The organism is Streptomyces sp. NPDC032721, assembly GCF_055579625.1.
On record NZ_JBVIMX010000007.1, the window covers coordinates 117,779 to 129,973 of the forward strand.

The window sequence follows — 12,195 nt, forward strand, 5'->3', positions numbered from 1 at the left end:
CTCGCAGTCCTCGCAGTCCTCGCAGGCGCGGACGCGCGAGTGGGGGTCACCGGCACTTGTCGGTGACCCCCACTCGCATGTCGACCAGTCGACAATCAGCGACTGGTCACCTGTCATCCGTCAGCCGGTGTTGCGCAGTCCCGCCGCCACACCGTTGACCGTCAGCAGCAGTGCCCGCGACAGCAGCGGGTCCGGCTCCTGGCCGGCGTCCGCGGCGTCGCGCTGGCGCTTGAGCAGGGCGACCTGGAGGTAGGAGATCGGGTCCAGGTAGGCGTCGCGGATGGCGAACGTCTGCTGGAGGACCGGGCTGGTGTCCAGGAGTTCGTTGCCGCCGGTGATGCGCAGCACCTCCTGCACGGTGAGCGCGTGCTCGGCCTCGATCTCGGTGAACACGTGCTTCAGCTCGTCGGGCACCAGCGTGTCGACATAGTGACGTGCGATCCGCAGGTCGGTCTTGGCGAGCGTCATCTCCACGTTGGAGAGGAAGTTGCGGAAGAAGTGCCAGTGCTCGTGCATCTCCTCCAGGACGCTCTCCAGACCGGCCTCGCGCAGCGCCTTGAGGCCGGAGCCGACACCGAACCAGCCGGGCACGATCTGCCGCGACTGCGTCCAGCCGAACACCCACGGGATGGCCCGCAGACCGTCGAGGGAGACGCCCGAGCCGGGACGGCGGGACGGCCGCGACCCGAGGTGCAGGTCGGCGAGCTGGTCGACGGGGGTCGAGGCGAGGAAGTACGTCGGCAGGTCCGGGTCCTCGACCAGCTTGCGGTACGCGGTGTGCGCGGCCTCGGAGACCGTGTCCATCGCCGCGTCCCAGCGGGCCAGCGCCTCGTCGGACTGACGGGGCGAGGTGTGCAGCGCGGAGGCCTGGAGGGTGGCCGCGACGGTCAGCTCCAGGTTCTCGCGGGCCAGCGACGGCACGAGGTACTTGTCGGAGATGACCTCGCCCTGCTCGGTGACCTTGATCTCGCCTTCGAGCGTTCCCCACGGCTGGGCGAGGATCGCGTCGTGCGAGGGGCCGCCGCCACGGCCGACGGTGCCGCCGCGGCCGTGGAAGAGCCGCAGCCGCACCCCATAGCGGTGGGCGACGTCACGCAGCCGGCGCTGGGCGCGGTGGATCTCCCACTGCGAGGTGGTGATGCCGCCGAACTTCGAGGAGTCGGAGTAGCCGAGCATGACCTCCTGCACGTCACCGCGCAAAGAGACAAGTCGACGGTACGAGGGGTCGGCGAGCATCTCGTCGAGGATGACGTCGGCCGCGCGCAGCTCGTCCGTGGTCTCCAGGAGCGGCACGATGCCGATCTTCGCCCAGCCGCCGTGCAGGTCGAGCAGACCCGCCTCGCGGGCCAGTACCGCGGCCGCGAAGACGTCGTCGGCGCCCTGGCACATCGAGATGATGTACGACTCGATGACCTCGGGCCCGAACCGCTCCAGCGCGTCCTTGATGGTCAGGAACACCCCGAGGGTCTTCTCGCCGGCCGCGTCCAGCGGGGCCGGTACGGGCGCCAGCGGGCGCCGCGACCTGAGCTCCTTGGCGAGCAGCTTCTGCCGGTACTCGCGCGGCATGTCCGCGTACCGCCAGGACTCCTCGCCGAGCCGGTCGAAGAGCTGGCCGAGCGCGTGGTGGTGGGCGTCCGCGTGCTCGCGTACGTCCATCGTGGCCAGCTGGAGGCCGAAGGCGGCCAGCGTGCGGATGGTGCGGTCCATCCGGCCGTCGGCGAACAGCTCGCCGCGGTGCTCGCGCAGCGACGTCTGGATGAGGGTGAGGTCCTCGACCAGTTCGGCGGTGCCCAGGTAGTCGCAGCCGGGGCGGTGCGGGGTGTCCTTGGCGAGGCGCTCGCGGGTGTTGACCAGCTTCTGCCGGATGCAGGTGGCCTTAAGGCGGTACGGCTCCTCCGCGTTGAGGCGCTTGTACCGGGGGCTGATCTCCGGCAGCCGCTCCAGGTCGGCCTGGAGCGAGTCGAGGAGCTCGTCGGTGGCGCCCGTGTAGCGGATCGAGTTGGAGAGCAGGCCGCGCAGGTGGTCGACGAGTTCCAGGGCGTCGGTGATGCCGTGCTCGTGCTGGAGGATCAGCACGTCGCGGGTGACGGCGGGGGTGACGTTCGGGTTGCCGTCGCGGTCACCGCCGATCCAGGTGCCGAAGGTCAGCGGGCGGGTGCCCGGCGGCAGCTCGACGCCGACCCGCTCCAGCTCGGCGGCCAGGTCCTCCAGGACGTCGCCGACCGCGCCCGCGTGCAGCTCGTCGAGGTAGTAGATGGCGTTGCGGGCCTCGTCGGCGGGCTCCGGGCGGACCACGCGCAGCTCGTCGGTCTGCCAGATCAGGTCGATGTTCTCGGCCAGCCGGCGGTCGTGACGGCGCCGGTCGGAGGCGATGACCGGGGTCTCCAGGAGCTCGGCGATGCGCCGCAGCTTGTTGAGGACGGACCGGCGGGCCGCCTCGGTGGGGTGCGCGGTGAAGACGGGGCGCACGTTGAGGTTCTTGACCGTCTGCTTGAGGTGCTCGGGGTCGGCGTCCTTGAGCAGGTCGGCGGTGCGGGCCAGCAGCCCGCCCTCGACGGCGCGCAGCTCGCGCAGCTCACGGCCCCGGTGCACCTGCTCGGTGACGTTGGCCAGGTGGAAGTACGTGGAGAAGGCGCGCACGAGGCGGGCCGCGGTCTCCAGGTCCATGTCACCGAGGAGGTCGGCGGCTGCCTCGCCGTCGGTACGGGTGAGGGCCCGCACCTGTTCCACGAGCTCCAGGAGTTCGGGGCCCTCCTGACGGACGAGCGTCTCGCCGAGGAGGTCGCCGAGACGCCGGATGTCGGCGCGCAGCTCGGGGCTGGTGTTGGAGGTCGTCTGGTCGGCACTGCTCACAGGTGCGGCTCCTTGCAGTGGGGATACGCGTCAGGCAGGAACTCGGACCGCGCTGTCCGACGCGGTCCAGGATATGGGTCCATGGGAGAAGTCCTCATATTCGGGTACCCGGCGTCTCCTACAGCGGGCCTCACCGCTGCCATACTTACGAGGCCGTAGGTTACGGAACCGTAGCCAGGCGCCTGCCGTTTTCCCTCACCCCACAGGGGACATCCATGACCATCAGCCCCGATCTACTCAACGAGCCCGCCCCGGCACCAGGGGCCCCCGACGAGGCGGCCCCGTCGGCGACCCGCGGTGGCGAGTCGAAGCGTTCCATCGAACAGATCGCGCTGCTCCTGTTCATCACCGTCCCCTTCGTCGCCCTGCTGGCGGCGGTTCCGCTGGCCTGGGGCTGGGGGGTGAGCTGGCTCGATCTCGGCCTGATGGTGTTCATGTACTACCTGGGCTGCCACGGCATCACGATCGGTTTCCACCGCTACTTCACCCACGGCAGCTTCAAGGCCAAGCGCCCGCTGCGCATCGCGCTCGCGATCATGGGCTCGATGGCCGTCGAGGGCCCGCTGGTCCGCTGGGTCGCCGACCACCGCAAGCACCACAAGTTCTCCGACGCCGAGGGTGACCCGCACTCGCCGTGGCGGTTCGGCGAGGATCTGCGCTCGCTGATGAAGGGCCTGTGGTGGGCCCACATCGGCTGGATGTTCGACGAGGAGCAGACCCCGCAGGAGAAGTACGCCCCGGACCTCATCAAGGATCCGGCGATCCGCCGCATCTCCCGCGACTTCATCTACTGGACGATCCTCTCCCTCGCCATCCCGCCGGTCGTCGGCGGTCTGGTCACCATGTCCTGGTGGGGCGCGTTCACGGCCTTCTTCTGGGGCTCGCTGGTCCGCGTCGCGCTCCTGCACCACGTGACCTGGTCGATCAACTCGATCTGCCACGCGGTCGGCAAGCGCCCGTTCAAGTCGCGCGACCGTTCGGGCAACGTCTGGTGGCTGGCGGTCCTCTCCTGTGGTGAGTCCTGGCACAACCTGCACCACGCCGACCCGACCAGCGCCCGGCACGGCGTGATGAAGGGCCAGGTCGACTCCTCGGCCCGGCTGATCCGCTGGTTCGAGCAGGCGGGCTGGGCGTACGACGTCCGCTGGCCGACCGCCTCGCGCCTGGCCTCCCGGCGGCAACCCGAACCGACTGAAACGGCATGATGGAGCCTGTGGCGACCGACGGCAGCAGCACCGGCAGTACCGGCAACACCGGCAGTAGGGACAGAACCAGCAGTACGGACCCGGGCACGGGCAGCGACAAGCCCCGTGCCGAGAAGCCCCGCACCCCGGTGCGGCGGACCCGCCGCGTCCGGATGACGGGTGCGGAGCGGCGGGAGCAGCTGCTGGACATCGGCCGCACCCTCTTCGCCGAGAAGGGCTTCGAGGGCACCTCGGTGGAGGAGATCGCCGCGAAGGCCGGCGTCTCCAAGCCCGTCGTGTACGAGCACTTCGGCGGCAAGGAGGGCCTGTACGCGGTGGTCGTCGACCGCGAGATGCGCTCGCTGCTCGACATGGTGACCAGCGCCCTGACCGCCGGTCACCCCCGCGAGCTCCTGGAGCAGGCCGCGTTCGCCCTCCTCGACTACATCGAGACGTACACGGACGGCTTCCGCATCCTGGTCCGCGACTCCCCCGTCGCCCAGTCGACGGGCACCTTCGCCTCGCTGATCTCCGACATCGCCACCCAGGTGGAGGACATCCTCGGCCTGGAGTTCAAGGCGCGCGGCTTCGACCCGAAGCTGGCGCCGCTGTACGCGCAGGCGCTGGTCGGCATGGTGGCCCTGACGGGCCAGTGGTGGCTGGACGTGCGCAAGCCCAAGAAGGCGGAGGTCGCCGCCCACCTGGTCAACCTCTCCTGGCACGGCCTGGAGAACCTGGAGGCCAAACCACGCCTGATAGGGCACCGCAAGAACTGACACCGCGGTGACACGTCAGGTGACACCTCAAGTGACACGTCATGCGTCCGGCTCCAGGAACTCCAGCCGGTTGCCCACCGGGTCCTGTGCGTAGAAGCGGCGGTGGCCGGGAAGGTTGGCGTCCCAGGTCACTTCCGCCCCGCGCGACACCAGGCGCTCCGCGTACGCCCCGATGTCCGTGACGCGGATCCCCGGGTGCGCCTTCCTCGCCGGGCGGAAGTCCTCCTCCACCCCCAGGTGCAGCTGCACCCCGCCCGCCTCTCCCGCCGCGAACCAGCAGCCGCCCCGCGCCGCGAGGACCGGGGGCTTGGGGATCTCGCGCATGCCGAGGACGTCGACGTAGAACGCGCGCAGTGCGGGTTCGCTGCCGGGCGGGGCGGCGAGCTGTACGTGGTCCAGGGCGGCGATCACCGGACCACCGCCACGGCGAAGATCCGGCGGAACGGGAAGACCGTTCCGGCGTCCGTCGGCGGGTAGGCCTCGCGGAGCAGGGCCGCGTACTCGGCCGTGAAGGCGGCGCTCGCCGCCGGGTCGTCGGCGAGCGCGGTGAGGACCGGCCGCAGGGCGGTGCCCTTCACCCAGTCCAGCACCGGGTCCTCGCCCTGGAGGAGTTGCAGGTACGTGGTCTCCCAGACGTCCGCCTCGCAGCCGAGCGCGGTGAGCTGCGCCAGGTAGTCGCCGGGGCTCTCCACGGCGGCCGTGCGCTCGCCGACGCCGCTCAGCAGGCCGCGCCAGCGCGGGGATTCGCGGAGCTCGGCGAGGAGGGTGTGGCTGGGGGCGTCGAAGTTGCCGGGCACCTGGAAGGCGAGGGTTCCGCCGGGGGTGAGCGCTTCGAGCCAGCCGGGGATCAGCTCCGGGTGACCGGGGATCCACTGCAGGAGCGCGTTGGAGACGATCAGGTCGTACGTCGCCGGGGGCGGCGCCCATGTCGCGGCGTCGGCGTACGCGAAGTCGAGGCGTTCGCCCGCGTACTGCGCTGCCTTCGCGAGCATGTCGCGGGAGTTGTCGAGGCCGGTGACGTGCGCCTGGGGCCAGCGGTCCGCGAGGAGGGCGGTGACGTTGCCCGCGCCGCAGCCGAGGTCGGCGATGCGGGCGGGGGCGGGGGTGCCGGCCGGGGCGACGCGGGCCAGCAGGTCGAGGAAGGGGCGGGCGCGGTGGCCCTCGTGACGGAGGTACTGCTGCGGGTCCCAAGTGGGCGAGGGGGCCGACGGCGGCGGCGCGGGAGAGGGGTTCGTCATGGGACAAGGCTCCCCCCAAAAGTATCTTGATGTCAAGAGACTTGATTTGAAGAGACTTCATGTCGACAGACCCCCTACACTGATCTCCATGGAGGACGAGGTCGACCGTCTGGTCGCAGCATGGCGCCGAGAGCGCCCCGACCTCGACGTTGAGCCGCTTGAGGTGCTCAGTCGGGTGTCCCGTCTGGCGCGCCATCTCGACCGGGCCCGCCGGCTCGCCTTCTCCGAACACAGCCTTGAGCCGTGGGAGTTCGACGTACTGACCTCGCTGCGGCGGGCCGGTGCCCCCTACCAGCTCTCCCCCGGACAGCTGCTGACCCAGACCCTGGTCACCTCGGGCACGATGACCAACCGGATCGACCGCCTGGCCAAGAAGGGCCTGGTCGAGCGGCTGCCCGATCCCAACGACCGGCGCGGGGTGCTCGTCCGGCTCACCGACGAGGGGCGCGACCGCGCCGACCAGGCGCTGGCCGGGCTCCTCGAACAGGAGCGGGCGATCCTGGCCGAGCTGTCGCGCGGGCAGCGCGGTGAACTGGCGGGCCTGCTACGCCAGTTGACCGCCCCGTTCGACAACATCCCCGGGTCCGGATAGCTCGGCGGGCCCGACCCCGGCCCGTCGCGCCAGGGCGACGGCGGCCAGTGTGGAGTGCACGCCCAGCTTGCCCAGCACGTTCTGCATATGGGTGCGGACCGTGTGCGGGGACAGGAAGAGCCGCTCGGCGACCGCCTTGCGGCCGAGCCCCGCCACCATGCAGCGCAGCACCTCCCGTTCGCGCGGGGTGAGCGACTCGACGAGCCGCTCGCTCTCGGTGCGGTGCTTGCGGGCGGCGGTCAGTTCGCGCAGTACGCCGGTGAGGAGCGCGGGCGGCAGATGCGTTTCCTCGCGCAGTACGCCCCGGATGACGGCGAGCAGCCGTTGCAGCGAGCAGTCCTTGGCGACCCAGCCGGAGGCACCGGCCTGGAGGGCGAGGGCGGCCCGGCGCGGGTCGTCCTTCTCCGCGAGGACCACGGTGCGCACGCTGCCGTGACCGCTGCGGACGCCCGCGACCAGCGAGATGCCGTCGACCAGGCCGTCCTGCTCGGCCCCGCTGTCGGGCACCGCCACGGCCGCCGGGTGGTGCGGCGATCCGCCGCCCGGCGGGAGTGCGGTGCCGAGGTCGGCGTCGATGAGCATCACGTCGAACTTGCGGCCCTCCGCCGCACCCCGCTCCAGACACCGCAGCGCGGCGGGACCGCTGCCCGCTGCCGCCACGTCCACGTCCGGTTCCGCCGCGAGGGCGGCTGCGAGCGACTCTGCGAAGATTCGGTGGTCGTCGACCACCAGGACCCGGATACGAACCACAGTCTCTGACACCCCCATGGGTCGGAGGGCGGACCTGCGCGGACCCGGCGACCCGGGGCCGGGTACTCGTGGAGCACACGGCCGCCGCCGTGTGCAGATCACTACCCCGCCCCGGGCGCCGTATCCGACTGTCTCGCCCCCTGATCAGCACCGGCCCCCACCGGTGCTCAAGCCTCAGAGTACGGGCGGGGGCGGTTACGGGAAGGCTATTTGCAGAACTGTTTGGGCTCGGGGCCCGACGCGCGTTCCGGGTGTCCGGTTGTGACGGAAGGAGAGAGGGAATGAGCAGTTCCTGAACTCAACATCCTTCCGCTTCAGGCCAGTTGGCGTGCTCCCGCCGACGGGGTGGCGGGGAAGACACGCGGGCTGCGGTACCCCGCCGACTCGAACGCGGACGCGACGCGGCGACTGACGTCCGCCACCGCCGCCGCTTCCACGAGGACGATCGCCGAGCCGCCGAAACCGCCGCCGGTCATCCGCGCGCCGTGCACCCCGGGCGTACGCGCCGCCGTCTCGACGACGAGGTCCAACTCCGGGCAGGAGATGCGCAGATCGTACCGGAGCGAGGCATGACCTTCGAGGAGTACGGGGCCGATGACGCGGACGTCGCCCGCGTCGAGGCGGTCCGCCACCAGTGCCACCCGGTGGTTGTCGGAGACGACGTGCCGGACGTAGCGCCGCACGGTCGGATCCGCCAACTTCCCCAGCGCCTGCTCCAGTTGACCGTACGGAACGTCACGGAGGTGACTGACGCCCAGCAGCCGGGCCCCCTCCTCGCACCCCGCCCGGCGCTCCGCGTACGCGCCGTCGCCCAGTGCGTGCTTGACCCGGGTGTCCACGACGAGGAGCGCGAGCCCGTGCGCGGTCAGGTCGAAGGGGATCTGACGGCGGGCCAGATCGCGGGTGTCGAGGTGCAGGGCGTACCCCGCCTCGCAGCAGGCGGAGGCCGTCTGGTCCATGATTCCGCACGGCACGCCGACGAAGGCGTTCTCCGCGTACTGGCACAGCTGCGCCAACTCAGGCCTGGTGTACGGCAGCTGGTGCAGCTCGGTGAGCGCGAGCGCGAAGGCGACCTCCAGGGCCGCCGACGAGGAGAGCCCGGCCCCCGTGGGCACGGTGGAGCGCAGGTGTACGTCGGCGCCGCCCGCCACTTCCTTCGCGTGCCCCTGCTCGCCCAGTGCCCAGACGACACCCGCCAGGTACGCCCACCAGCCACCGGCCCGCACCTGCGACCCCAGGTCCGCGACACGCAGCTCGGTGACCCCGCCGCCGGGCCCGCCGTCGCCCGCCGCCGCCTCGTTGTCGCCGGAGTGCAGCCGCAGGATGCCGTCGGTGCGGCGGGCGACGGCGAGGCGGGCGGTGTGCGGGAGGGCGAGCGGCATCACGAAGCCGTCGTTGAAGTCGGTGTACTCGCCGATGAGGTTGACCCGGCCGGGCGCCGCCCAGACGCCCTCGGGCTCACGCCCGTACAACTCGACGAACTCAGCTATGAGTTGAGCGTCGCCCATGACCTGCTCGCCCATGACCTGCTCGTCCATGCTCCGCCTACTCCCCGTGACCGCTGTCGGCGCGCCGGGCGAACTCCCAGGCGTCCTTGATGATGTCCGCCAGATCCGTGCGCGAGGGGGTCCACCCCAGCGCGGTCCTGGCCCGTTCGGCGGAGGCGACCAGGACGGCCGGGTCGCCCGCGCGGCGGGCGGCCGTGATCTCCGGGACCGGGTGCCCGGTGACCTTGCGGACGGTGTCGATGACCTCGCGGACGGAGAAGCCGTTGCCGTTGCCGAGGTTGCAGATCAGGTGCGCGCCCGGCTCGGCGGCAGCGGCGGCCAGCAGGTGGGCCTCGGCGAGGTCGGCGACGTGGATGTAGTCGCGGACGCAGGTGCCGTCGGGTGTCGGGTAGTCGTCCCCGTACACCGAGATCGCCTCGCGGCGCCCCTGCGCGACCTGGAGCACCAGCGGGATCAGGTGCGACTCCGGATCGTGCCGCTCGCCACAACTCCCGTACGCACCGGCCACGTTGAAGTAGCGCAGCGAGACGGCCGCCAGCCCGTGGGCGGTGCACTCGCCGCTGATCATGTGGTCGACGGCCAGCTTCGAGGCACCGTACGGGCTGGTCGGCGCGGTCGGCAGGTCCTCGGTGACCGGGGTGGCGGCCGGTTCGCCGTACGTCGCCGCGGTCGAGGAGAACACCAGCCGGCGCACCCCGGCGTCGCGCATCGCGGCGAGCAGCGCCATGGTGCCGCCGACGTTGTTCTGCCAGTACTTCTCCGGGTCGGCGACGGACTCGCCGACCTGCGAGAACGCGGCGAAGTGCAGGACGCCGTCGTAACTGGGGTCCAGCCAGCGCCCCGCGTCCTGGATGCGCCCCTCGACGAACGCGGCACCGGCCGGGACGCCGGCCCGGAACCCGGTGGAGAGGTCGTCGAGCACGGTCACCTCGTGACCGGCCTCAAGGAGGTGCGCCGCGACGACACTGCCGACGTATCCCGCGCCGCCCGTAACCAGGTATTTCACGTCTCGCTCGCAACCTCTCGCAGTCGGTTCGCCGCGGCCTCCGGCGACACGTCGTTGATGAACGCGCCCATGCCGGACTCGGAACCCGCGAGGGCCTTCAGTTTGCCCGGTGTGCGGCGAATGGTGAAAAGCTCCAGATGCAGCGCGAACTCCTCCCGGCGCGCGTACCGGAAGGGCGCCTGGTGCCAGCCGGAGATGTACGGGGTCGGCGGCATGCCGTCCCCGAAGAGCCGGTCGAAGCGCCGCAGCAGCTCCAGGTACAGGGCAGGGAACTCGGCCCGCGCCTCGTCACCGAGGGCGCGCAGATCGGGGACCCTGCGGGTGGGATACAGATGCACCTCGTACGGCCAGTGCGCGGCGTACGGGACGAAGGCCACCCAGTGTTCACCCTCAAGGACGACCCGCGAACCGCTCGCACGCTCCCGGGCGACGACCTCGTCGAAGAGGTTCGAGGCACCGCCGGTGCGGGCGGCATGGGCTTCGAGGGAGCGGATGACCTGGGCGGTGCGGGGGGTGGTGAAGGGGTACCCGTAGATCTGCCCGTGCGGATGCCCGAGCGTGACACCGATCTCGGCCCCCCGATTCTCGAAACAGAACACCTGCTCCACCGGAGCCAGTTGAGCGAACTCAGCAGTCCGGTCGACCCAGGCCTCCATCACCAACCCCACCTGCTCCTCACTCAGATCCGCGAAGGAGGAGTGGTGGTCGTCGGTGAAGCAGACCACCTCGCAGCGCCCGAACTCCCCGGCGAGGGAGGGGAATCGGTTCTCGAAGACGGCGACGTCGTACCCGTCCGCCGGAATCTCGCTCCGGTGGCCGCCCTCCCGGGTGGGGCAGAGCGGGCAGGCGTCGGCGGGCGGCAGGTGGGTGCGGTCCTGGCGGTGCGAGGCGATGGCGACGTGGTCGTCGAGCAGGACGTCGTGCCGGATCTCCGAGGTGGTGACCACCGGGGAGAGCGGGCGCGCGTCGTGCGCGTCGCGGACCCGGTCGTCGGCCAGGTCGAAATAGAGGAGTGCACGACCGTCGGCGAGCCGGGTCGATGTCTTCTTCACTGTCACCTCACGCGCTCACGTACCCACACCTGCCAACAGAATCGAACACAACAAACCACAGGCCAACAGCATCGTCAATGCCGACGGCCCGCCTGGGGATGAAGTACCGAATCCTGAGAACAAGTTGACGCACCCGCACACGCACCCGCACACGCGCCCGCACACAACTGGGGCGACGCGGTGCCGCTGCGACACGGCATGAATCGCGAACGCGCCTACTGCTTACTCCTGCGGGGTGACCGTCGCCCGGTCGAGGAGTCCGGTGCGGGCGGCGAGCGCCGCGGCCTCCAGCCGGGAGCCCACGCCCAGCTTCATCAGCACCCGCTGGACGTGGGTGCGCGCGGTGCTGGGGGCGATGCCCATGCCGGCCGCGATGAGCCGGGTGTCCTCGCCGTCCGCGACCCGTACCAGCACCTCGACCTCGCGCGGGGTCAGCATGTGCAGCAGCCGCTGCCCCTCGTCGTCGGGCTGCGCCGCCGGATTGAGCAGTTCGGCGAACGCCCCCTGCAACAGCCCGGGCGCCACGGCGGCCTCTCCCGTCCGCGCCTTCACCATGGCGCGCTCGACACCCTCTATGCGCTCGTCGTGCCGTACGTAACCGGCGGCCCCGGCCGCGAAGGCGGCGGCGATACCGCGCGGACTGGGCACGGGCCCGAGCACCACGACCGCCACCTGGGGCCGCTCGCGCTTGATCCGTACGATCGGGTCGAAGGTGCCCGGCAGCGCGGGGGTCGCCGTACCGAAGAGACAGACCTCCGGCGCACGGCTGACCACGAGTTCGGCCGCACCCGCGGTGGGCGCGGCGGCGGCGAGCACCCGGTGCCCGCGGAGCTTGAGCGCCGAGGCGAGTGCCTCGGCGAGCAGTCGGTGGTCGTCGACCACCATGAGCCGCACGCCCATCGGAAAACCCCCACAATCCCCCAGGACCAGGCCCCCCGGCCTCCTGCCCCGGCAAGCTACACGCTTGTTCGACGTTGCGCGCCCCTTACCCGTAAGAAGCCGCCCGGATTGCCGAAATACCCTCCATTAGGGACTAGTTGAAGTCCCGAAAGGGGTAAGGGAGGCGGGCGAAAGGCGTGCCGGAAAAGGGGGCGGGGACGGGGGGGGGGGGGGGGGGGGGGGGGGGGGGGGAGAGGGGGGTGGGGGGGGGGGGGGGGGGGGAGGGGGGGGGGGGGGCGGGGGGGGGGGGGGGGGGGGGCCCAATTTTCACTGCCTGTGGAGGGAAGGAAGTTTTCT

11 protein-coding genes are annotated in these 12,195 nt (G+C 71.3%); 3 read left to right on the forward strand and 8 right to left on the reverse strand.

The window, feature by feature from the left end; translation table 11 throughout:
* Positions 1–120 precede the first annotated feature (120 nt).
* Entirely contained in the window at positions 121–2,853 is a 2,733-nt protein-coding gene (gene ppc / locus ACZ5PB_RS16555) for a phosphoenolpyruvate carboxylase (protein ID WP_468691708.1), read from the reverse strand.
* 215 nt (positions 2,854–3,068) lie between these two features.
* On the opposite strand from ppc, the gene ACZ5PB_RS16560 reads away from it, so the two are divergent.
* Complete coding sequence (locus tag ACZ5PB_RS16560; protein WP_468691710.1) at positions 3,069–4,058, forward strand: acyl-CoA desaturase; 990 nt, start codon at positions 3,069–3,071, stop codon at positions 4,056–4,058.
* A complete protein-coding gene (locus ACZ5PB_RS16565; protein WP_468691712.1) occupies positions 4,055–4,813 on the forward strand; it encodes a TetR family transcriptional regulator in 759 nt (252 codons plus the stop codon). The genes ACZ5PB_RS16560 and ACZ5PB_RS16565 overlap by 4 nt, the downstream gene beginning before the upstream one ends.
* 39 nt (positions 4,814–4,852) lie before the next feature.
* Here ACZ5PB_RS16565 and ACZ5PB_RS16570 read toward each other — a convergent pair whose 3' ends face one another.
* Together ACZ5PB_RS16570 and ACZ5PB_RS16575 are read right to left on the reverse strand one after the other, a co-directional pair.
* Positions 4,853–5,224: a VOC family protein gene (locus ACZ5PB_RS16570; protein WP_468691714.1), complete on the reverse strand. Its 372-nt coding sequence runs from the start codon at positions 5,222–5,224 to the stop codon at positions 4,853–4,855.
* Complete coding sequence (locus ACZ5PB_RS16575; protein ID WP_468691716.1) at positions 5,221–6,051, reverse strand: trans-aconitate 2-methyltransferase; 831 nt, start codon at positions 6,049–6,051, stop codon at positions 5,221–5,223. The genes ACZ5PB_RS16570 and ACZ5PB_RS16575 overlap by 4 nt, the downstream gene beginning before the upstream one ends.
* A gap of 88 nt (positions 6,052–6,139) precedes the next feature.
* Between ACZ5PB_RS16575 and ACZ5PB_RS16580 the strand changes: the two genes are divergently transcribed.
* Positions 6,140–6,643, forward strand: a complete 504-nt coding sequence (locus ACZ5PB_RS16580) for a MarR family winged helix-turn-helix transcriptional regulator (RefSeq protein ID WP_468691718.1) — start codon at positions 6,140–6,142, stop codon at positions 6,641–6,643.
* Here ACZ5PB_RS16580 and ACZ5PB_RS16585 read toward each other — a convergent pair.
* The 5 genes from ACZ5PB_RS16585 to ACZ5PB_RS16605 form a co-directional block, all read right to left on the reverse strand.
* A complete protein-coding gene (locus ACZ5PB_RS16585; RefSeq protein WP_468691719.1) occupies positions 6,596–7,393 on the reverse strand; it encodes a LuxR C-terminal-related transcriptional regulator in 798 nt (265 codons plus the stop codon). The two genes, ACZ5PB_RS16580 and ACZ5PB_RS16585, sit on opposite strands and share 48 nt — an antisense overlap.
* Before the next feature lie 314 nt (positions 7,394–7,707).
* The gene (gene galK / locus ACZ5PB_RS16590; protein WP_468691721.1) at positions 7,708–8,931 is read right to left on the reverse strand and encodes a galactokinase; all 1,224 of its coding nucleotides are present in this window, start codon (positions 8,929–8,931) and stop codon (positions 7,708–7,710) included.
* Between the two features lie 7 nt (positions 8,932–8,938).
* Positions 8,939–9,907: a UDP-glucose 4-epimerase GalE gene (galE, locus tag ACZ5PB_RS16595; RefSeq protein ID WP_468691723.1), complete on the reverse strand. Its 969-nt coding sequence runs from the start codon at positions 9,905–9,907 to the stop codon at positions 8,939–8,941.
* Positions 9,904–10,959: a galactose-1-phosphate uridylyltransferase gene (gene galT, locus ACZ5PB_RS16600; protein WP_468691725.1), complete on the reverse strand. Its 1,056-nt coding sequence runs from the start codon at positions 10,957–10,959 to the stop codon at positions 9,904–9,906. Before galT ends, galE begins: the two co-directional genes overlap by 4 nt.
* 222 nt (positions 10,960–11,181) lie before the next feature.
* On the reverse strand, positions 11,182–11,859 hold the full coding sequence (locus ACZ5PB_RS16605) for a helix-turn-helix transcriptional regulator (protein ID WP_468691727.1): 678 nt from the start codon (positions 11,857–11,859) through the stop codon (positions 11,182–11,184).
* Positions 11,860–12,195 lie beyond the last annotated feature (336 nt).

Bases quoted from the DNA above. Each gene is read 5' to 3' on its own strand.
- ACZ5PB_RS16575 (WP_468691716.1), bottom strand. From the start codon at position 6,051: ATGACGAACCCCTCTCCCGCGCCGCCGCCGTCGGCCCCCTCGCCCACT.
- galK (WP_468691721.1), bottom strand. From the start codon at position 8,931: ATGGACGAGCAGGTCATGGGCGAGCAGGTCATGGGCGACGCTCAACTC.
- ACZ5PB_RS16605 (WP_468691727.1), bottom strand. From the start codon at position 11,859: ATGGGCGTGCGGCTCATGGTGGTCGACGACCACCGACTGCTCGCCGAG.
- ACZ5PB_RS16580 (WP_468691718.1), top strand. From the start codon at position 6,140: ATGGAGGACGAGGTCGACCGTCTGGTCGCAGCATGGCGCCGAGAGCGC.
- ACZ5PB_RS16560 (WP_468691710.1), top strand. From the start codon at position 3,069: ATGACCATCAGCCCCGATCTACTCAACGAGCCCGCCCCGGCACCAGGG.
- ACZ5PB_RS16565 (WP_468691712.1), top strand. From the start codon at position 4,055: ATGATGGAGCCTGTGGCGACCGACGGCAGCAGCACCGGCAGTACCGGC.